The sequence below is a fragment of the Pseudomonas aegrilactucae genome, from assembly GCF_019168305.1.
Lineage (GTDB): Bacteria > Pseudomonadota > Gammaproteobacteria > Pseudomonadales > Pseudomonadaceae > Aquipseudomonas > Aquipseudomonas aegrilactucae.
In genome coordinates, this window is sequence record NZ_JAHTBI010000037.1 from 152,828 (window position 1) to 171,788 (window position 18,961).

22 protein-coding genes, 1 tRNA gene and 1 pseudogene are annotated in these 18,961 nt (G+C 62.0%); 22 read left to right on the plus strand and 2 right to left on the minus strand.

What is annotated here, in order from left to right; genetic code table 11:
- The first annotated feature begins 58 nt into the window (after positions 1 to 58).
- A complete protein-coding gene (locus KUO17_RS11405) occupies positions 59 to 838 on the plus strand; it encodes a hypothetical protein (protein WP_217975668.1) in 780 nt (259 codons plus the stop codon).
- A gap of 69 nt (positions 839 to 907) precedes the next feature.
- Positions 908 to 1,024, plus strand: a pseudogene (locus tag KUO17_RS11410) (IS5/IS1182 family transposase); the annotation flags it as partial.
- Between the two features lie 124 nt (positions 1,025 to 1,148).
- Here the strand turns inward: KUO17_RS11410 and KUO17_RS11415 are convergent.
- Positions 1,149 to 1,233: transfer RNA gene (locus KUO17_RS11415), tRNA-Leu, on the minus strand.
- A 108-nt stretch (positions 1,234 to 1,341) separates the two neighbouring features.
- On the opposite strand from KUO17_RS11415, the gene queA reads away from it, so the two are divergent.
- The 6 genes from queA to KUO17_RS11445 all read left to right on the plus strand — a co-directional run bounded on the left by queA (position 1,342) and on the right by KUO17_RS11445 (position 7,433).
- Positions 1,342 to 2,391 (plus strand): tRNA preQ1(34) S-adenosylmethionine ribosyltransferase-isomerase QueA, encoded by a 1,050-nt coding sequence (gene queA / locus KUO17_RS11420; RefSeq protein ID WP_217975669.1) that lies wholly within the window; start codon positions 1,342 to 1,344, stop codon positions 2,389 to 2,391.
- 14 nt (positions 2,392 to 2,405) lie between these two features.
- Positions 2,406 to 3,521 carry a tRNA guanosine(34) transglycosylase Tgt gene (gene tgt / locus KUO17_RS11425; protein WP_217975686.1) on the plus strand — a complete coding sequence of 372 codons (1,116 nt, stop codon included), beginning with the start codon at positions 2,406 to 2,408 and terminating at the stop codon, positions 3,519 to 3,521.
- Between the two features lie 49 nt (positions 3,522 to 3,570).
- Positions 3,571 to 3,912: a preprotein translocase subunit YajC gene (gene yajC / locus KUO17_RS11430; RefSeq protein ID WP_043864455.1), complete on the plus strand. Its 342-nt coding sequence runs from the start codon at positions 3,571 to 3,573 to the stop codon at positions 3,910 to 3,912.
- Between the two features lie 62 nt (positions 3,913 to 3,974).
- A complete protein-coding gene (gene secD, locus KUO17_RS11435) occupies positions 3,975 to 5,843 on the plus strand; it encodes a protein translocase subunit SecD (RefSeq protein WP_217975670.1) in 1,869 nt (622 codons plus the stop codon).
- A 9-nt stretch (positions 5,844 to 5,852) separates the two neighbouring features.
- Positions 5,853 to 6,764: a protein translocase subunit SecF gene (secF, locus tag KUO17_RS11440; protein WP_217975671.1), complete on the plus strand. Its 912-nt coding sequence runs from the start codon at positions 5,853 to 5,855 to the stop codon at positions 6,762 to 6,764.
- A gap of 120 nt (positions 6,765 to 6,884) precedes the next feature.
- Complete coding sequence (locus KUO17_RS11445; RefSeq protein WP_163944987.1) at positions 6,885 to 7,433, plus strand: glycine zipper 2TM domain-containing protein; 549 nt, start codon at positions 6,885 to 6,887, stop codon at positions 7,431 to 7,433.
- A gap of 139 nt (positions 7,434 to 7,572) precedes the next feature.
- Here the strand turns inward: KUO17_RS11445 and suhB are convergent, their stop codons facing one another.
- Positions 7,573 to 8,391, minus strand: coding sequence for a type III secretion system regulator SuhB (gene suhB, locus KUO17_RS11450; protein ID WP_217975672.1), 819 nt, complete (start codon positions 8,389 to 8,391; stop codon positions 7,573 to 7,575).
- 147 nt (positions 8,392 to 8,538) lie between these two features.
- Here suhB and trmJ point away from each other — a divergent pair, with 147 nt between their 5' ends.
- From trmJ to KUO17_RS11520, 14 genes are all read left to right on the plus strand, one after another.
- On the plus strand, positions 8,539 to 9,312 hold the full coding sequence (trmJ, locus tag KUO17_RS11455) for a tRNA (cytosine(32)/uridine(32)-2'-O)-methyltransferase TrmJ (protein WP_217975673.1): 774 nt from the start codon (positions 8,539 to 8,541) through the stop codon (positions 9,310 to 9,312).
- The gene (cysE, locus tag KUO17_RS11460; RefSeq protein WP_163972323.1) at positions 9,313 to 10,095 is read left to right on the plus strand and encodes a serine O-acetyltransferase; all 783 of its coding nucleotides are present in this window, start codon (positions 9,313 to 9,315) and stop codon (positions 10,093 to 10,095) included. It abuts the gene before it with no gap.
- Positions 10,096 to 10,249: 154 nt separating this feature from the next.
- Entirely contained in the window at positions 10,250 to 10,741 is a 492-nt protein-coding gene (gene iscR / locus KUO17_RS11465) for a Fe-S cluster assembly transcriptional regulator IscR (RefSeq protein ID WP_217975674.1), read from the plus strand.
- Between the two features lie 43 nt (positions 10,742 to 10,784).
- Positions 10,785 to 11,999 carry an IscS subfamily cysteine desulfurase gene (locus KUO17_RS11470; protein WP_217975675.1) on the plus strand — a complete coding sequence of 405 codons (1,215 nt, stop codon included), beginning with the start codon at positions 10,785 to 10,787 and terminating at the stop codon, positions 11,997 to 11,999.
- A gap of 46 nt (positions 12,000 to 12,045) precedes the next feature.
- Positions 12,046 to 12,432 (plus strand): Fe-S cluster assembly scaffold IscU, encoded by a 387-nt coding sequence (iscU, locus tag KUO17_RS11475; RefSeq protein ID WP_002552476.1) that lies wholly within the window; start codon positions 12,046 to 12,048, stop codon positions 12,430 to 12,432.
- A 29-nt stretch (positions 12,433 to 12,461) separates the two neighbouring features.
- Complete coding sequence (gene iscA, locus KUO17_RS11480) at positions 12,462 to 12,785, plus strand: iron-sulfur cluster assembly protein IscA (RefSeq protein WP_217975676.1); 324 nt, start codon at positions 12,462 to 12,464, stop codon at positions 12,783 to 12,785.
- An 8-nt stretch (positions 12,786 to 12,793) separates the two neighbouring features.
- Positions 12,794 to 13,315: a co-chaperone HscB gene (gene hscB / locus KUO17_RS11485; protein WP_217975677.1), complete on the plus strand. Its 522-nt coding sequence runs from the start codon at positions 12,794 to 12,796 to the stop codon at positions 13,313 to 13,315.
- 41 nt (positions 13,316 to 13,356) lie between these two features.
- The gene (gene hscA / locus KUO17_RS11490) at positions 13,357 to 15,219 is read left to right on the plus strand and encodes a Fe-S protein assembly chaperone HscA (protein WP_217975678.1); all 1,863 of its coding nucleotides are present in this window, start codon (positions 13,357 to 13,359) and stop codon (positions 15,217 to 15,219) included.
- Between the two features lie 3 nt (positions 15,220 to 15,222).
- Complete coding sequence (gene fdx, locus KUO17_RS11495; RefSeq protein ID WP_217975679.1) at positions 15,223 to 15,564, plus strand: ISC system 2Fe-2S type ferredoxin; 342 nt, start codon at positions 15,223 to 15,225, stop codon at positions 15,562 to 15,564.
- Between the two features lie 14 nt (positions 15,565 to 15,578).
- On the plus strand, positions 15,579 to 15,779 hold the full coding sequence (gene iscX / locus KUO17_RS11500; protein WP_217975680.1) for a Fe-S cluster assembly protein IscX: 201 nt from the start codon (positions 15,579 to 15,581) through the stop codon (positions 15,777 to 15,779).
- A 91-nt stretch (positions 15,780 to 15,870) separates the two neighbouring features.
- Positions 15,871 to 16,296, plus strand: a complete 426-nt coding sequence (gene ndk, locus KUO17_RS11505) for a nucleoside-diphosphate kinase (protein ID WP_043864469.1) — start codon at positions 15,871 to 15,873, stop codon at positions 16,294 to 16,296.
- 28 nt (positions 16,297 to 16,324) lie between these two features.
- Positions 16,325 to 17,473, plus strand: a complete 1,149-nt coding sequence (rlmN, locus tag KUO17_RS11510; protein WP_217975681.1) for a dual-specificity RNA methyltransferase RlmN — start codon at positions 16,325 to 16,327, stop codon at positions 17,471 to 17,473.
- A 7-nt stretch (positions 17,474 to 17,480) separates the two neighbouring features.
- The gene (gene pilW, locus KUO17_RS11515; protein ID WP_217975682.1) at positions 17,481 to 18,239 is read left to right on the plus strand and encodes a type IV pilus biogenesis/stability protein PilW; all 759 of its coding nucleotides are present in this window, start codon (positions 17,481 to 17,483) and stop codon (positions 18,237 to 18,239) included.
- Positions 18,239 to 18,961: helix-turn-helix domain-containing protein (locus KUO17_RS11520; protein WP_217975683.1), on the plus strand; the 723-nt coding region annotated here is incomplete at its 3' end. The genes pilW and KUO17_RS11520, both read left to right, overlap by 1 nt.

Consider the following 18,961-nt stretch of genomic DNA (forward strand, 5'->3'; position numbering starts at 1 on the left):
TGGGCGCATTCAGAACTGTATACTCCAACCCGTGAAACCTACGCAAAGGATGGCGACTATGGACAGTACATTGTTAACTGCGAACGCTGTGTTTACATACACGTCTGCATCGGCATTGAGCGCTCAAGAGCTGGAGGTGCTTTCGGTTTTTCTCTGCGGCGTGTCAAAAATCGAAAAGACAGCAGCGCCGATTTTTTCACAACTCAGTTCAGGCCTTCCGGCCGAGATGGCGTGGGCATTTAGCTACTCGTTTGCACTCGAGTCATGCTTCACGGGCGGTGATGCGAGCACGATTCCCCAGCAACGGTACCTACCTGATTGTTCCGGAGTACAGTCGATTTTTAGTAGCGACAATATATATGAGAAGGCGCGTGAGGTTGTTGATCGTTTAGCGCTTGATTTTGCGGGGGAGCAGCTAACTCAAATCAATGATTATGCAAACATGGAGGTGGTGGCGAATAGTCTCACCGATATACTGGAGTCGTGGGAAGGAAACTGGCTTGCCCCAGTTCAAGGGGTTAAGCTGTTTAGCATGGGGCCGTCGGGGCGACGGCTCATTTCTTCCTACACTAACGGTACGTGGAGCAGTCAAGTTTCGACAGCTCTGACCCTGTTTTCATTTCAGAGTGGAATAACCATCAGGGCACTAGATGTCTTCAGGCCTCTACAATTGGAAGGGATTATAGAATTGAGCTATAGAACAGTAGAGTTCTTAAGTCCAGTCCTCGAGTTTGGCTGGTATGGCCAGACGCCCAGCGCCCTGAGTTATATGGATAATTTCAAGCAAGCATTTGATTGTGATCCCGGACAGGAAGTTACAAGTGCTCCGCTTGGATGAGCTTGTTTCAGTTGACGCACCAGGCAAGCTTGATGGATGGTTCGCTAGGGGAATTCGAGCTTTTCGATGATGAAACAGATGTCCTTCGCCGACGCCGAGTGCGCCGGCAAGCGCAAGCAGACCCGCAAGGAGTTGTTCCTGATCGAGATGGATCAGGTGGTGCCCTGGAAGGGTTTGATTGCGCTGCAGGGATACAGGGATACAACGGATAAGGGGAGACAGGGATAAACAGAGAGGCACAAAAAAACCGGCCAAATGGCCGGTTTCTCTGGGGCTGAGAGGCTGGTAGAGACTCTCAGATACTGCTATGTGGTGCCCCGAGGGAGACTCGAACTCCCACTCCTTTCGAAAACGGATTTTGAATCCGCCGCGTCTACCAATTCCGCCATCAGGGCTTGTGGCGGCGAAGTATAGAGAGGCGCCTACCGTTGGTCAATCAGCTTTCATGGTCAATTTTGCAGCTTTCCGCTAAACTTTGCGGCCCTGTCAAACCGAACACCATCATGCGCGTCGCCGATTTCTCCTTTGAGCTCCCAGATTCCCTGATCGCCCGCCATCCACTGGCCGAACGGCGCAGCAGCCGGCTGTTGACCCTAGACGGGCCTACCGGCACGCTCGCCCACCGCCAGTTCACCGACCTGCTCGAGCACCTGCGCCCGGGCGATCTGATGGTGTTCAACAACACTCGGGTGATCCCGGCCCGCCTGTTCGGCCAGAAGGCCTCGGGCGGCAAGCTGGAAATCCTCATCGAACGCGTGCTCGACAGCCACCGCGTGCTCGCTCACGTACGTTCCAGCAAGTCGCCCAAGCCGGGCACGCAGTTGCTGATCGACGGCGGCGGCGAAGCCGAGATGGTGGCGCGCCACGACACGCTGTTCGAACTGCGCTTCAACGAGGAGGTGCTGCCGCTGCTCGACCGCGTCGGCCACATGCCGTTGCCTCCTTATATAGACCGCCCCGACGAAGGCGCCGACCGCGAGCGCTATCAGACGGTCTACGCGCAACGCGCCGGCGCCGTCGCCGCACCGACCGCGGGCCTGCACTTCGATGAAGCGTTGATGGAGAAGATCGCCGAAAAGGGCGTGAGCACCACTTTCGTGACCCTGCACGTGGGCGCCGGCACCTTCCAGCCTGTACGCGTGGAGCGCATCGAAGACCACCACATGCATAAAGAGTGGCTCGAAGTGGGCCAGGATGTGGTCGACGCCGTGGCCGCCTGCCGCGCACGCGGTGGCCGGGTGATCGCAGTCGGTACCACCAGCGTGCGCTCGCTGGAAAGCGCCGCGCGCGACGGCACGCTCAAGCCGTTCAGCGGCGATACCGACATCTTCATCTTCCCGGGCCGCCCGTTCCACGTGGTCGATGCCCTGGTCACCAACTTCCATTTGCCCGAATCCACGCTGCTGATGCTGGTTTCGGCCTTCGCCGGTTACCCCGAAACCATGGCTGCCTATGCCGCAGCGGTGGAAAACGGCTACCGCTTCTTCAGTTACGGTGATGCGATGTTCATCACCCGCAATCCGGCGCCACGCGGGCCCGAGGATCAAGCATGAGTCGCACCTGTCGTATGTCCTTCGAGTTGCTGGCCACCGACGGCAAAGCCCGTCGCGGCCGCCTCACCTTCCCCCGTGGCGTGGTCGAAACCCCGGCCTTCATGCCGGTGGGCACCTATGGCACGGTCAAGGGCATGCTGCCGCGCGACATCGAGGCCATCGGCGCGCAGATGATTCTGGGCAACACCTTCCACCTGTGGCTGCGCCCAGGCACCGAGGTGATCAAGGCCCACGGTGACCTGCACGACTTCATGAAGTGGCAGGGCCCGATCCTCACCGATTCCGGCGGCTTCCAGGTGTTCAGCCTGGGCGCCACGCGCAAGATCAAGGAGGAGGGCGTGACCTTCGCCTCGCCGGTCGACGGCTCCAAGGTGTTCATGGGCCCGGAAGAGTCGATGCAGGTGCAGCGCGACCTGGGCTCGGACGTGGTGATGATTTTCGACGAGTGCACCCCGTACCCGGCCGATGAAGACGTGGCACGCATCTCCATGGAACTGTCGCTGCGCTGGGCCCAGCGTTCCAAGAATGCCCACGGTGACAGCACCGCGGCGCTGTTCGGCATCGTGCAGGGCGGCATGCACCAGCACCTGCGCGAGCGCTCGCTCGAAGGCCTGGACAAGATCGGCTTCGACGGCCTGGCCATTGGCGGCCTGTCGGTAGGCGAACCCAAGCACGAAATGATCAAGGTGCTGGACTACCTGCCGGGCATGATGCCGTCTGACAAACCTCGTTACCTTATGGGGGTAGGCAAGCCGGAAGATCTCGTTGAGGGTGTGCGCCGCGGCGTCGACATGTTCGATTGCGTGATGCCCACGCGCAACGCGCGCAACGGTCATCTGTTCGTCGATACCGGGGTGCTTAAAATCCGTAACGCGTTCCATCGCCACGATGATTCGCCACTGGACTCGACCTGCGACTGCTACACCTGCCAGAACTTCTCCCGCGCCTATCTGCATCACCTGGATAAATGCGGCGAAATGTTGGGCAGCATGTTGAATACCATCCACAACTTGCGGCATTACCAGCGCCTTATGGCTGGTTTGCGCGAGGCTATTCAACAGGGTACATTGGCCGCCTTTGTCGACGCCTTTTACGCCAAGCGCGGGCTGCCTGTGCCGCCCTTGGACTGATGTTCTGTCGAACCTGATACGTACAACAACTTGCAACTTGGAGTGCTAAATGAGCTTTCTGATTCCTGCCGCTTACGCGGACGCCGCAGCCCCAGCCGCTGCTGCCGGCCCAGCCGGTACCGGCTTCGAGTGGATTTTCCTGGTCGGTTTCCTGGTCATCTTCTACCTGATGATCTGGCGTCCACAGGCCAAACGCGCCAAAGAGCAGAAGAACCTGCTGAGCAACCTGCAAAAAGGTGACGAAGTTGTCACCAACGGCGGTATCGCCGGCAAGATCGTCAAAGTGGCCGACGATTTCGTTGTGCTGGAAGTGTCCGACACTGTCGAACTGAAGTTCCAGAAGGGCGCGATTGCCGCGACCCTGCCCAAGGGCACGCTCAAAGCGATCTAAGTTTCAGATTTTTTTAATCGACGGGGCGCGCAAGGCGCCCCGCGTCTTGAACGGGCGGCGTGATGCTGAACAAATATCCTCTATGGAAATACGCACTGATCCTGGTGGTACTGGCGATCGGTTTTATTTATTCCGCTCCCAACCTCTATCCTGACGATGCGGCAATTCAGGTCAGCGGCAACAGCACGGCACTGCAAGTCAGCCAGGCCGATCTGGACCGCGCCAGCAAGGCACTGACCGACGCCGGTATCGCGGTCAAAGGTGCAAGCCTGGGTGAGAGCGGCAAGGGCGCACTGCTGCGTCTGGCCAAGCAGGAAGATCAACTGCCAGCCAAGGACGTTGTGCGCAAGGCACTGGGCGACGACTACGTGGTTGCACTGAACCTGGCCCCGACCACTCCGCAATGGCTGCGCAACCTGGGCGCAAGCCCGATGAAGCTGGGCCTGGACCTTTCCGGTGGTGTGCACTTCCTGCTCGAAGTGGACATGGACAAGGCCATGGCGGCGCGTCTGAAGGTGTATGAGGGTGAAGTCAAAAGCCTGCTGCGCAAAGAGCGTGTGCGCTACCGCAGCCTGCCTCAGCAGGAAGGTGGCATTCAGCTGGGCTTCTCCGACAACGAATCCCGCGAACAGGCCCGTAGCCTGATCCGCAAGAATTTCAACGATTTCGAGCTGACCACCACCGAGCGTAATGGCCTGTCGGTGCTGCGTCTGGCGATTACCCCGGCCAAGGTCGCGGAAATCCGTGAATACTCGATCAAGCAGAACTTGACCACGGTACGTAACCGCGTCAACGAGCTGGGTGTAGCCGAGCCACTGGTTCAGCGCCAGGGTGCCAACCGCATCGTGGTCGAGCTGCCAGGCGTGCAGGACACCGCCGAAGCCAAGCGTATCCTGGGCAAGACCGCGAACCTGGAGTTCCGTCTGGGGGCCGAGCCGGGTGCGTCCAAGGCCACCACCGAGTCCTTCGAGTTCCGTGAAGGCGGTCGTCCGGCCGCTGCGGTCGAGCGTGGCCTGATCATCACCGGTGACCAGGTGACCGACGCCCAGGCCAGCTTCGACGAGCAAGGCCGTCCGCAAGTGAACATCCGCCTGGATGGCCACGGCGGCGAGCTGATGAGCCGCGCCACGCGCAGCAACGTCGGTCGCAGCATGGCAGTGATCTTCATCGAGCAGCGTCCGATCACCCGCTATACCAAGCAAGTGGTCGACGGTGTCGAGAAAGACGTACCGGTGCAGACCTTCGTGGAAGAGAAGCGCATCATCAGCCTGGCGACCATCCAGTCGCCACTGGGCAGCCAGTTCCGCATCACCGGCCTGAACGGCCAGGGCGAATCGTCCGAGCTGGCCCTGCTGCTGCGTGCCGGTGGTCTGGCCGCGCCGATGTACTTCGCCGAAGAACGTACCATTGGCCCGAGCCTGGGTGCCGACAACATCACCAAGGGTATCGATGCATCGCTGTGGGGCATGCTGTTCGTCTCGCTGTTCATCATGGCTATCTACCGTGCTTTCGGCCTGATCGCCACCATCGCCCTGGCGGGCAACATGGTGCTGCTGCTGGCGCTGATGTCGCTGCTGGGGGCTACGCTGACCCTGCCGGGTATCGCCGGCATCGTGTTGACCATGGGGATGGCGGTCGACGCCAACGTGCTGATCTTCTCGCGCATACGTGAAGAGCTGGCCAATGGCATGTCGGTGCAACGCGCCATCCACGAAGGCTTCAACCGTGCCTATACCGCGATCGTCGATGCCAACCTGACCACCTTGCTGGTGGGCGGCATCCTGTTCGCCATGGGTACCGGTCCGGTCAAGGGCTTCGCGGTTACCATGTCCCTCGGGATTTTCACCTCGATGTTCACGGCCGTCATGGTCACCCGCGCAATGGTCAACCTGACCTGCGGCGGGCGGGACATCAAGAAGTTGTGGGTATAAGGGGCTGCCATGTTACGTACCATTAACTTCATGGGTGTGCGCAACGTCGCGTTCGGCATCACCCTGCTGCTGACTGTGCTGGCACTGTTCAGCTGGTTCTACAAAGGGCTCAACTTTGGCCTGGACTTCACCGGCGGTACGCTGATCGAGCTGACCTACGAGCGTCCGGCCAACCTGGGCCAGGTACGTGAGGAGCTGGTCAACGCCGGCTTCCACGAGGCCGTGGTGCAGAGCTTCGGTGCTACCACCGACCTGCTGGTGCGCATGCCGGGTGATGACCCGATGCTGGGCAACAAGGTCTCCGAGGCCCTGCAGAAGATCAGCACCGACAACCCGGCCGTGGTCAAGCGTGTCGAGTTCGTCGGCCCGCAGGTAGGTGAGGAGCTGCGTGACCAGGGCGGCCTGGGCATGCTGCTGGCGCTGGGCGGCATCATGATCTACCTGGCCTTCCGCTTTCAGTGGAAGTTCGCGGTGGGCGCGATCCTGTCGCTGGTGCACGACGTTGTCGTGACCATGGGTATCCTGTCGTTCTTCCAGATCACCTTCGACCTGACGGTGCTGGCGGCGGTGCTGGCGATCATCGGCTACTCGCTCAATGACACCATCGTGGTGTTCGACCGGGTGCGTGAGAACTTCCGCGTGATGCGCAAGGCCTCGCTGATCGAGAACATCAACGTCTCGACCACCCAGACCCTGCTGCGTACCGTGGCCACCTCGGTGTCCACCTTGCTGGCGATCGCGGCGCTGCTGTTCTTCGGCGGCGACAACCTGTGGGGCTTCTCGCTGGCACTGTTCATCGGTGTGATGGCGGGTACCTACTCGTCGATCTACATTGCCAACGTGGTGCTGATCTGGCTGAACCTGAACAGCGAAGACCTGATTCCACCGGTCAAGGCTGAAGGTGTGGACGAGCGTCCATAACGCCTGATTGCTGTCCCGCTGGTCCTGAAGAAGGCGCGAGTATTGAACTCGCGCCTTTTTTCATGCTCCAAGGCTGGGAGAAGCGCGGGCATGGACCCGCTGGTAAATCAGGAGGTTCACGTGAACAAGTCGATGCTGGTGGGTGCGGTACTGGGTGCTGTCGGTGTAACTGCCGGAGGTGCTGTTGCTACCTACAGCTTGGTCAAGGGCGGGCCGGAATACGCGCAGGTGGTAGGTGTGCAGCCGGTCAAGCAAACCATCAAGACACCACGGGAAGTCTGCAAGGATGTCGCGGTCACGCGCCAGGCACCGGTCAAGGACCAGCATCAGATTGCCGGTACCGTGCTGGGTGCGGTGGCGGGTGGCTTGCTGGGTAACCAGATTGGTGGCGGCAACGGCAAGAAGATCGCCACGGTGGCCGGTGCGGTCGGTGGTGGCTATGCCGGCAACAAGGTGCAGGAAGGCATGCAGAACCGCGATACCTACACCACCACGCAAACCCGCTGCAACACGGTCAATGACCTGAGCGAGAAAGTGGTGGGGTATGACGTGAAGTATTCGATCGGCGACAAGGTGGGGCAGGTGCGCATGGACCGTGATCCAGGCTCGCAGATCCCGCTGGACGAGAATGGCAAGCTGGTGCTGACGCAGGCGCAGCCTGGGCAGTGAGGATGGCTGGGGCTGCCTTGCAGCCCATTCGCTGGCAAGCCAGCTCCCACAGGGATCGTCGTCGTTCTGGTGGGCAGGGTCTTGCAGTCAGCCACAAAAAAAGCACCCCGAAGGGTGCTTTTTTTTGCCCACCTGAAACTCAGCGCTTCAGCGTAGCCGGCAGGTGCGGCTGGATCGCCGTCAGTACCGCCTTGAAGCATTTGATGTTGCCGGCAACCACGTGGCCCTTCTCGAGGAAATCGTGGCCACCGGTGAAGTCGCTCACCAGCCCGCCCGCTTCCTGAATCAGCAGCGCGCCCGCGGCCATGTCCCACTCGCTCAGGCCCGACTCCCAGAAGGCGTCGTAGCGACCGGCAGCCACGTAGGCCAGGTCCAGGCTCGCGGCGCCTGCGCGGCGGATGCCGGCAGTCTGGCCAACCAGGGCGCGGAACATGCCCAGGTAATTGTCCAGGCCATCCATCTGGTTGTCACGGAACGGGAAGCCGGTACCCAGCAGGGCGCCTTCCAGGCTGGTGCGGCCGCTGACGCGCAGGCGACGACCATTGAGCTGGGCGCCACGGCCACGGCTGGCGGTGAATTCTTCCTGGCGGACCGGGTCCAGCACCACGGCGTGTTCCAGGCGGCCACGGTATTTGCACGCGATGCTCACGGCAAAGTGCGGTACGCCACGCAGGAAGTTGGTGGTGCCATCGAGCGGGTCGATGATCCACAGGTAGTCCTTGCCGTCTTCGCCGCTGCCAGCGTGCAGGCCGGTTTCTTCGCCGTAGATGGAGTGGTTCGGGTAAGCCTTGCGCAGGGCGTCAATGATGACTTTTTCTGCCGCACGGTCGACTTCGGAGACGTAATCCTTGGCGTCTTTCTCATCTACCTTGATGGTATCCAGGCGCTCGATGGAGCGGAAAATCAATTCACTGGCGCTGCGGGCGGCGCGCAGCGCGATATTCAGCATGGGCTGCATGGACGTTTCACCTGGGTCGTTAAAGAAAGCCGAATATTCTAGCAGAAAACTTTCCGTGAAGAAGGGCGACATTTGCTTTCATAGCGTAAAGTCGGTCGCTTCTGTAATATTTGCTCCCCCTCTTTCCGTGTCTGTGAGCCCCTGCCCGTGCTGCCAAATATTCGTGTTGTCCTGGTCAATACCAGCCACCCCGGCAATATCGGTGGGGCTGCGCGCGCCATGAAGAACATGGGGCTGTCGCGCCTGGTGCTGGTCGACCCGCAGGATTTCCCTTCCCATGACGCCAGCGCACGCGCCTCCGGTGCCGACGATGTGCTGGCCGGTGCGCAGGTGGTGGCCACCCTCGAAGACGCCCTGGTCGGCTGCACCCTGGTGGTGGGCACCAGTGCGCGTGACCGGCGCATCCCCTGGCCGATGCTCGACCCGCGCGAATGCGGCGCCAAGGCCGTGGAGCAGGCCGGGGAGGGTGCCGAGGTGGCGTTGGTGTTCGGTCGTGAGTACGCCGGCCTGACCAACGAAGAACTGCAGCGATGTCACTATCACGTGCACATCCCGTCCAACCCGGATTTCAGTTCGCTGAATCTGGCGGCCGCGGTCCAGGTGCTGGCGTACGAAGTGCGCATGGCCTGGCTGGCAGCCGAAGGGCAGGCGTTGAAGGTGGAGAAGGTCGAAGTGGCCTCGGTGCGCAGCGCGGAGCTGGCGACCATGGATGAAATGGAGCTGTTCTACCAGCACCTGGAGTCCACCCTGGTGGACATCGGCTTTCTCGACCCGACCAAGCCCAAGCACCTGATGCCGCGCTTGCGCCGCCTGTACGGGCGCAGCTCGGTAAGTCGATCGGAAATCAGTATTTTGCGCGGCATCCTCACCGAAACCCAGAAAACGGCCCGGGGCGATGCGCACAAGCGGAAGGATCAGTAAATGTTCGAGCGTCTGCGTGAAGATATCCAAAGCGTTTTCCACCGTGACCCGGCGGCGCGCAATGCCTTTGAGGTGCTGACCTGCTACCCGGGCATGCACGCGATCTGGCTGCACCGCGCGGCACACGCACTGTGGGTGCGCGACTGGAAGTGGCTGGCCCGGCTGGTGTCGAACTTCGGTCGCTGGATGACCGGTATCGAGATCCACCCCGGCGCCAAGGTGGGGCGACGTTTCTTCATCGACCACGGCATGGGCATCGTGATCGGCGAAACCGCCGAGATCGGCGACGACGTCACCCTCTATCAGGGTGTGACCCTGGGCGGCACCAGCTGGAACAAGGGCAAGCGTCACCCCACCCTAGAGGATGGCGTGGTGGTGGGCGCCGGTGCCAAGGTGCTGGGCCCGTTCACCGTGGGTGCGGGGGCCAAGATCGGCTCCAATGCGGTGGTCACCAAGGCGGTGCCTGCCGGTGCCACGGCGGTGGGCATTCCGGGGCGCATCATCGTCAAGTCCGATGCCGAGCAGGAAGCGCGACGCAAGGCCATGGCCGAGAAGATCGGCTTCGATGCCTACGGCGTCAGCGAAGACATGCCCGACCCGGTGGCCCGCGCCATCGGCCAGTTGCTCGACCACCTGCAGGCGGTCGACGGGCGCCTGGAGGACATGTGTGGCGCGCTGAAGAACCTGGGCAGCGACTACTGCGCCAAGGAGCTGCCGGCCCTGCGCGACGAAGACTTCGCCGAGGTGAAGGCCGACGCGCGTAGCGACGCGTCGACGCATTGACAGAAGGGCGTGTGCAGGCACGCCCGAGTTTGCTACACTCTGCGCCGCCTCTCAGGCGCAATCCCGACTAAAGCGCTAGGTCTTATAGTTGACTTAAATGCTCGGGAATCGCATACTCGCACACATCCCGTAACTCCCGTGGTACCAAATAGCCATGCGACTGACTACAAAAGGCCGATACGCCGTGACTGCCATGCTCGACCTGGCGTTGCACGCGCAAAACGGGCCGGTGTCCCTGGCCGACATCTCTGAGCGCCAAGGTATCTCTCTTTCCTATCTGGAGCAGCTGTTTGCCAAGCTGCGTCGCAGCAGTCTGGTTTCCAGCGTGCGCGGTCCAGGCGGCGGCTACCAGCTGTCGCGTGTGATGGAAAGCATCCAGGTGGCCCAGGTGATCGATGCGGTCAACGAATCGGTCGACGCTACGCGCTGCCAAGGATTGGGTGATTGCCACGCCGGCGATACCTGCCTGACCCACCACTTGTGGTGTGACCTCAGCCAGCAGATTCACGAATTTCTGAGCGGTATCAGCCTGGCTGACCTTGTGACTCGCCGTGAAGTGCAAGAAGTCGCCCAGCGTCAGGACCTGCGTCGAATCGCAGGCCGGACACCGTATCTGGACAAGATTGAGACATCCGCCGTCGAATGACCGTTTCGCCAGCGCGATGAGCCCGCCTGATAGGAGATTTTCAATGAAGTTGCCGATTTACCTCGATTACTCCGCGACCACTCCGGTCGACCCGCGTGTCGCCCAGAAGATGAGCGATTGCCTGCTGGTCGACGGGAACTTCGGTAACCCGGCCTCGCGCTCCCACGTCTTTGGCTGGAAGGCCGAAGAAGCGGTCGAGAACGCTCGCCGCCAGGTCGCCGACCTGGTCAATGCCGACCCGCGGGAAATTGTCTGGACCAGCGGTGCCACCGAGTCCGACAACCTGGCAATCAAGGGTGTCGCGCACTTCTACAGCACCAAGGGCAAGCACCTGATCACCTCCAAGATCGAACACAAGGCGGTCCTGGACAGCACGCGTCAGCTGGAGCGTGAAGGCTTCGAAGTCACCTACATCGAGCCCGGCGCCGACGGCCTGATCACCCCGGCCATGATCGAAGCCAACCTGCGTGAAGACACCATCCTGGTCTCGATCATGCACGTGAACAACGAAATCGGCACCATCAACGACATCGCCGCCATCGGTGAACTGACCCGCTCGCGCGGCGTGATGTTCCACGTCGATGCGGCGCAGTCCACCGGCAAGGTCGAGATCGACCTGCAGAAGCTGAAGGTCGACCTGATGTCGTTCTCGGCGCACAAGACCTACGGCCCCAAGGGGATCGGCGCGCTGTACGTCAGTCGCAAGCCGCGCGTACGTCTGGAAGCCACCATGCACGGCGGCGGTCACGAGCGCGGCATGCGTTCGGGCACCCTGGCTACCCACCAGATCGTCGGCATGGGCGAAGCCTTCGCCATCGCCAAGGAACTGATGGCCAGCGAGAACGTGCGCATCAAGGCCCTGAGCGACCGCTTCTACCAGCAGGTCGAAAACCTTGAAGAGCTGTACATCAACGGCAGCATGACTGCGCGCATCCCGCACAACCTGAACCTGAGCTTCAACTACGTTGAAGGCGAGTCGCTGATCATGGCCCTCAAGGACCTGGCAGTGTCTTCGGGTTCGGCCTGCACCTCGGCATCCCTCGAGCCGTCCTACGTGCTGCGCGCCCTGGGCCGCAACGACGAACTGGCGCACAGCTCGATCCGCTTCACCTTCGGTCGCTTCACCACCGAAGAAGAAATCGACTACGCCGCGCAGAAAGTCTGCGAGGCAGTGACCAAGCTGCGCGAATTGTCGCCGCTGTGGGATATGTTCAAAGACGGCGTCGACATCTCCAAGATCGAGTGGGCTGCGCACTAAGTAGTCGCCGGCAAGAGCGGCTCTCTGATGAGGAAGGAATAGCACCATGGCTTACAGTGAAAAGGTCATCGACCACTACGAAAACCCACGCAACGTCGGCAAGATGAATGCCGAAGACCCGGATGTCGGTACCGGCATGGTCGGCGCCCCGGCGTGTGGTGACGTGATGCGCCTGCAGATCAAGGTCAACGAGCAGGGCGTCATCGAAGACGCCAAGTTCAAGACCTATGGCTGTGGTTCGGCCATCGCGTCCAGCTCCCTCGCCACCGAGTGGATGAAGGGCAAGACCCTGGACGAAGCCGAAACCATCAAGAACACCCAGCTGGCCGAAGAACTGGCGTTGCCGCCGGTGAAAATCCACTGCTCGGTACTCGCCGAGGACGCCATCAAGGCGGCCGTGCGCGATTACAAGCAGAAGAAAGGTTTGCTCTAAGTTCGCCTGTTGCAGGTTAAGGAGTCTCGATGGCTATCAGCATGACAGAAGCCGCCGCCAACCATGTGCGGCGCTCCCTCGACGGACGCGGCAAGGGTGACGGCATTCGCCTGGGCGTTCGCACCACCGGCTGCTCGGGCCTGGCCTATGTGCTGGAGTTCGTCGACGCACCCGACAGCGAGGACCAGGTGTTCGAAAGTCACGGCGTCAAGGTGATCATCGACCCAAAAAGCCTGGTGTACCTGGACGGGACCGAGCTCGATTTCGTCAAGGAAGGGTTGAACGAAGGCTTCAAGTTCAACAATCCCAACGTGCGCGGTGAGTGTGGCTGCGGCGAAAGCTTCAACGTCTGAGGCTGCGCGTGGGTACTCCTTGTCATTTCGCCCTGTTTGACCTGCAACCTGGCTTTCGCCTGGACCTCGATGCGCTGGCCGTGCGTTACCGCGAGCTGGCCCGCGAGGTCCATCCGGATCGCTTTGCGGATGCTTCCGAGCGTGAGCAGCGCCTGGCGCTGGAGCGTTCGGCCGGCCTCAACGATGCCTACCAGACCCTCAGGAGCGCACCCAAGCGGGCGCGTTACCTGTTGGCGATCGGTGGTCATGAGGTGCCGCAGGAAGTCACTGTCCACGATCCCGAGTTCCTCTTCCAGCAGATGCAATGGCGCGAAGAACTCGAAGACCTGCAGGACAGCGCCGATCTCGACGGCGTGGCCGCGTTCAAGCGCCGCCTGAAGGTCGCCCAGGACGCACTCAACGAGGACTTCGCCGCCTGCTGGGATGATGCTGCGCAGCGCGAACAGGCCGAGCGCCTGATGCGCCGCATGCAGTTTCTCGACAAGCTCGCCTATGAAGTGCGCCAGCTGGAAGAGCGCCTCGACGATTAACCCGGTGGCGCCGTTGGCGTCACCCCTGGTACCAGATAAGCATGGCCCTACTGCAGATCGCCGAACCCGGTCAGACGCCTCAGCCCCATCAGCGCCGTCTGGCCGTGGGCATTGACCTTGGCACCACCAATTCGCTGGTCGCTGCACTGCGCAGCGGCATTTCCGAACCGTTGCCCGATACCGAAGGTCGCGTCATCCTGCCGTCCGCGGTGCGCTACCACGCCGACCATCTCGACGTCGGCTACAGCGCCCGCGACGCCGCTGCCCGCGACCCGCTCAACACCGTGCTGTCGGTCAAGCGCCTCATGGGGCGTGGCCTGGCCGACGTCAAGCAACTGGGCGAGCAGCTGCCGTACCACTTCGTTGGCGGCGAGTCGCACATGCCGTTCATCGATACCGTGCAGGGTCCAAAAAGCCCGGTGGAAGTCTCGGCCGACATCCTCAAGGTGCTGCGCCAGCGCGCTGAAGCCACCTTGGGTGGCGAGCTGGTGGGTGCGGTCATCACCGTGCCGGCGTACTTCGACGATGCCCAGCGCCAGGCCACCAAGGACGCTGCGCGTCTGGCCGGCCTGAACGTGCTGCGCCTGCTCAACGAACCCACCGCTGCGGCGGTCGCCTATGGCCTGGACCAGAACGCCGAAGGCGTGGTGGCCATCTATGACCTGGGTGGCGGTACCTTTGATATTTCGATCCTGCGCCTGACCGGCGGCGTGTTCGAGGTCATGGCCACCGGTGGCGACAGCGCCCTGGGCGGCGATGATTTCGACCATGCCATCGCGGGCTGGATCATCGAGCAGGCGGGCCTGTCTGCCGATCTCGACCCTGGCACCCAGCGTCAGTTGCTGCAGGCCGCCTGCGCGGCCAAGGAAGCGTTGACCGAGCGTGATGCCGTGTCCGTTGGCCATGGCGCCTGGCAGGGCGAGCTGACCCGTGCCGGCTTTGACGCGCTGATCGAGCCGATGGTGGCGCGCAGCCTCAAGGCGTGTCGTCGCGCCGTGCGCGACAGCGGCATCGAGCTGGATGAAGTCGAGGCGGTGGTCATGGTCGGTGGTTCCACCCGCGTGCCGCGTGTGCGTGAGGCGGTAGGCGCGCTGTTCGGCCGTACCCCGTTGACCGAGATCGACCCGGACCAGGTCGTGGCCATTGGCGCCGCGATCCAGGCCGACACCCTGGCCGGCAACAAGCGTGACGGCGGCGAACTGCTGCTGCTCGACGTGATCCCGCTGTCGCTGGGGCTGGAGACCATGGGCGGGCTGATGGAGAAGGTGATTCCGCGCAATACCACCATCCCGGTCGCGCGTGCCCAGGAATTCACCACGTACAAAGACGGTCAGTCGGCCATGATGATCCACGTGCTGCAGGGTGAGCGCGAGCTGATCAGCGACTGCCGCTCGCTGGCACGTTTCGAATTGCGCGGCATCCCGGCCATGGTCGCCGGTGCGGCGAAGATCCGCGTCACCTTCCAGGTGGACGCCGACGGCCTGCTCAGTGTTTCGGCGCGCGAGCTGGGTTCGGGGGTGGAGTCGAGCATTCAGGTCAAGCCGTCCTACGGCCTGACCGACGGCGAGATCACCCGCATGCTCAAGGACTCCTTCGAGCATGCCGGCCACGACAAGGTGGCGCGCCAGCTGCGCGAGCACCAGGTCGACGCCGAGCGCCTGCTCGAAGCGGTGCAGGGCGCGCTGGATGCCGATGGCGAACGCCTGCTGGACGCCGAAGAGCGCCTGGCGATCGAGCAACAGATGCAAGACTTGCGTGATTTGATGAGCGGTACCGATGGCGCCGCCATCGAGCAGCAGACCAAGCGTCTGTCGCAAGTGACCGATGCCTTTGCCGCCCGTCGCCTTGATTCGACGGTAAAAGCCGCTTTGGCCGGGCGCAACCTGAATGAGATCGAGGAATAACTGATGCCGCAGGTGATTTTTCTGCCCCACGAGACATTCTGCCCCGAGGGGCTGGTGGTGGAGGTGGCGCCGGGTACCAACATCCTGGAGCTGGCGCACGAGCACCATATCGAGATGGAAAGCGCATGCGGCGGCGTGTGTGCCTGCACCACGTGCCACTGCATCGTGCGTGAAGGCTTCGATTCGCTGGAGGAGGCCGACGAGCTGGAAGAAGACATGCTCGACAAGGCCTGGGGCCTGGAGCGCCAGTCACGCCTGGCCTGCCAGGTGATCGTCGGCGAAGACGACCTGACCATCGAGATTCCGAAGTATTCGCTCAACCACGCCGCCGAAGCGCCGCACTGACCGATGGAGCTGTCATGAGCCTGAAATGGGTTGATGTACTTGAAATTGCAATTCAGCTTGCCGAAAGCAAGCCGGACGTCGATCCTCGCTACGTGAATTTCGTCGATCTGAGCCGTTGGGTGCAGGCCCTGCCTGAATTCAGCGACGATCCGACCCGCGGTGGCGAGAAGGTGCTTGAAGCCATTCAGGCCGCCTGGATCGAAGAAGCCGACTGAGCGCACTCGGCAGGTTAGGCAATCCCCTGGAACCCGCGTATAATTCGCGGGTTTAATTTTTCGCTTCACTTACTGTTTCTGGAGTTACACCATGGCTGTTCAACGTACGTTCTCCATCATCAAGCCTGACGCCGTTGCTAAAAACGTGATCGGCGAGATCACCACCCGTTTCGAAAAAGCCGGCCTGCGCGTCGTTGCCTCGAAACTCAAGCAACTGTCCAAGGCCGAAGCCGAAGGCTTCTACGCCGAGCACAAAGAGCGCGGCTTCTTCGGTGATCTGGTTGCCTTCATGATCTCCGGCCCAGTCGTTGTACAGGTTCTGGAAGGCGAAAACGCCATCGCGCTGAACCGTGAGCTGATGGGCGCCACCAACCCTAAAGAAGCGGCTGCCGGTACCATCCGTGCCGACTTCGCCGAGTCGATCGACGCCAACGCCGTTCACGGTTCGGACTCCGAAGCCGCTGCTGCTCGCGAAATCTCGTACTTCTTCGCAGCTACCGAGGTAACCGCTCGCTAAGCGACAGCTTACGAGTGAGGGTGAATCCATGACGACATCGACTGGTAAAACTAACCTGTTGGGCCTGACCCAGCCGGAAATGGAAAAATTCTTCGAGACCATCGGGGAGAAACGTTTCCGTGCCGGCCAGGTAATGAAATGGATTCACCACTTTGGTGTCGATGATTTCGACGCCATGACGAATGTCGGCAAGGCCTTGCGCGAAAAGCTCAAGGCTGTTGCCGAGATTCGCGGCCCCGAAGTGGTCAGCGAGGACATCTCCACCGACGGCACCCGCAAATGGGTGGTGCGCGTGGCGTCCGGCAGCTGTGTCGAGACCGTGTACATCCCCCAGGGCAAGCGTGGCACGCTGTGTGTCTCGTCCCAGGCCGGTTGCGCCCTGGACTGCAGTTTCTGCTCCACCGGCAAGCAAGGATTCAACAGCAACCTCACCGCCGCCGAAGTGATCGGCCAGGTGTGGATTGCCAACAAGTCGTTCGGCAGCATTCCGGCCACCATCGACCGCGCCATCACCAACGTGGTGATGATGGGCATGGGTGAGCCGCTGCTGAACTTCGACAACGTGGTCGCCGCCATGCACCTGATGATGGACGACCTGGGCTACGGCATCTCCAAGCGCCGGGTGACGCTGTCCACTTCCGGCGTGGTGCCGATGATCGACCAGTTGGCCAAGCACATCGACGTGTCCCTGGCCCTGTCGCTGCACGCGCCCAACGACGCCCTGCGCAACGAACTGGTACCGATCAACAAGAAGTACCCGCTCAAGGTGCTGCTCGAGTCGTGCATGCGCTACATGGCCGAACTCGGCGAGAAGCGTGTGCTCACCATCGAGTACACCCTGCTCAAGGACGTCAACGACAAGCTCGAGCACGCGGTCGAGATGGTCGAGCTGCTCAAGAACATCCCGTGCAAGATCAACCTGATCCCGTTCAACCCGTTCCCGCACTCCGGTTACGAGCGCCCGAGCAACAACGCGATCCGCCGCTTCCAGGACCACCTGCACCAGGCCGGCTACAACGTCACCGTACGCACCACCCGTGGTGAGGACATCGACGCCGCCTGTGGTCAGCTGGTCGGCCAGGTCATGGACCGCACGCGCCGCAGTGAGCGCTATATCGCCGTACGGCAACTCAATGCCGATACCGATATGCCGCACAACGGCGCGGCGGGCAACTGAGGCCGGCATGGGCCTGCGCGCCGCGCTGCCAATCCTCGTGCTGACGCTGCTTGCCGGCTGCGTCAGCAGCGGCAGTTCCAATCCGCTCAGCAGCGGCAAGGGGCGCGAAGAAGCTCGCCAGGCCTATGTGCAACTGGGCCTGGGGTATTTGCAACAAGGTTTGACCGAGCGCGCCAAGGCGCCGTTGAAAAAGGCCCTTGAGCTGGACGCTCGCGATCCGGCCGCGCACGCTGCGCTGGCCCTGGTGTTCCAGCGTGAAGACGAGCCGGCACTGGCCGAGGTGCATTTTGCCAAGGCCCTGGCAGCCCGCCCGGGCGACGCGCGTATCCGCAACAACTACGGCAGTTTCCTGTATGCGCAGGGGCAGTATGCCCAGGCTCAGCAGATGTTTCGCCAAGCGGCGGCCGATACCCTGTATCCTGAACGCTCCCGGGTTTTTGAAAACCTTGGCCTGACCGCCTTGAAGCTGGGTCAGCGCGAGCAGGCGCGTGAACACCTGCACAAGGCATTACGGCTCAACCAGCAGCAACCACGCGCGTTGCTCGAAATGGCTGAGTTGTCTTACGAAGACAGGCATTATGTGCCGGCGCGCGACTACTACGATCGTTTCAGTCAGCTGGACGGTCCGAACCCCCGCAGCCTGTTGCTGGGTTCGCGCCTGGCGAGTGTGTTCGAAGAACCTGACAAGGCCGCCGATCTGGGCGTGCAATTACAACGACTTTATCCCGGTACGCCGGAATATCAGCAATACCTGTCGGAGCAATGATGAAAGCGGCGCATCCCGAAGTAGCAGCAGCGACTCGCCAGAATCCCGGTGAGACCTTGCGTCAGGCCCGTGAAAGCAAGGGTTTGTCGCAGGCCGAAGTGGCCCGCAAGCTCAACCTGACCGTGAGCTCGCTGAACAACCTTGAAACCGGTGCGTTCGACAAGCTGCCAGGGCATACCTTTGCCCGCGGCTATATCCGCGCCTACGCCAAGCTGTTCGAGATGGACCAGGCCGAACTGGTGCTGGCCTTCGACCAGGCCACCGGCAGCAATGCCCAGGGCAGTGACGTGCACGCGCTGGGGCGTATCGAGGAGCCGGTGCGCCTGTCGCACAACCTCTTGCGCATCGTCAGCCTGTTGCTGCTGATCGTGGTGATCGGCGGCGGCTTCTTCTGGTGGCAGGACCAGAGCAGCCTGCGCGGCAAGGACCTGGCGAATCTGGCCATGGAGCACGTCGAAGTCGAAAGCGCCGACGGCACCACCCAGATTCACCCGCTGGATGAGCCCGAAGACCAGGCCGTTGCCGAAGGCCAGCAGGCTCAGACCACGCCGCTGGCCCTGGAGCCGTCTCAGGCGGGGGCCACCGATGCCGCGCCTGCGCCTGAAGCGCCTGCCGCCGCTGCCCCGGCCCCAAGCACCCCGGCCGCACCTGTGGCAGCTGCACCCGCTGCCCCGGCGGCCGTCGTGCCTGCTCCCGCGCCTGCCGCTACCCCGGCTCCGGCC

Coding starts and splice junctions, on each gene's coding strand:
- KUO17_RS11405 (WP_217975668.1), top strand. CDS start 59: ATGGACAGTACATTGTTAACTGCGAACGCTGTGTTTACATACACGTCT.
- queA (WP_217975669.1), top strand. CDS start 1,342: ATGCGCGTCGCCGATTTCTCCTTTGAGCTCCCAGATTCCCTGATCGCC.
- tgt (WP_217975686.1), top strand. CDS start 2,406: ATGTCCTTCGAGTTGCTGGCCACCGACGGCAAAGCCCGTCGCGGCCGC.
- yajC (WP_043864455.1), top strand. CDS start 3,571: ATGAGCTTTCTGATTCCTGCCGCTTACGCGGACGCCGCAGCCCCAGCC.
- secD (WP_217975670.1), top strand. CDS start 3,975: ATGCTGAACAAATATCCTCTATGGAAATACGCACTGATCCTGGTGGTA.
- secF (WP_217975671.1), top strand. CDS start 5,853: ATGTTACGTACCATTAACTTCATGGGTGTGCGCAACGTCGCGTTCGGC.
- suhB (WP_217975672.1), bottom strand. CDS start 8,391: ATGCAGCCCATGCTGAATATCGCGCTGCGCGCCGCCCGCAGCGCCAGT.
- cysE (WP_163972323.1), top strand. CDS start 9,313: ATGTTCGAGCGTCTGCGTGAAGATATCCAAAGCGTTTTCCACCGTGAC.
- iscR (WP_217975674.1), top strand. CDS start 10,250: ATGCGACTGACTACAAAAGGCCGATACGCCGTGACTGCCATGCTCGAC.
- KUO17_RS11470 (WP_217975675.1), top strand. CDS start 10,785: ATGAAGTTGCCGATTTACCTCGATTACTCCGCGACCACTCCGGTCGAC.
- iscU (WP_002552476.1), top strand. CDS start 12,046: ATGGCTTACAGTGAAAAGGTCATCGACCACTACGAAAACCCACGCAAC.
- iscA (WP_217975676.1), top strand. CDS start 12,462: ATGGCTATCAGCATGACAGAAGCCGCCGCCAACCATGTGCGGCGCTCC.
- hscA (WP_217975678.1), top strand. CDS start 13,357: ATGGCCCTACTGCAGATCGCCGAACCCGGTCAGACGCCTCAGCCCCAT.
- fdx (WP_217975679.1), top strand. CDS start 15,223: ATGCCGCAGGTGATTTTTCTGCCCCACGAGACATTCTGCCCCGAGGGG.
- iscX (WP_217975680.1), top strand. CDS start 15,579: ATGAGCCTGAAATGGGTTGATGTACTTGAAATTGCAATTCAGCTTGCC.
- ndk (WP_043864469.1), top strand. CDS start 15,871: ATGGCTGTTCAACGTACGTTCTCCATCATCAAGCCTGACGCCGTTGCT.
- rlmN (WP_217975681.1), top strand. CDS start 16,325: ATGACGACATCGACTGGTAAAACTAACCTGTTGGGCCTGACCCAGCCG.
- pilW (WP_217975682.1), top strand. CDS start 17,481: ATGGGCCTGCGCGCCGCGCTGCCAATCCTCGTGCTGACGCTGCTTGCC.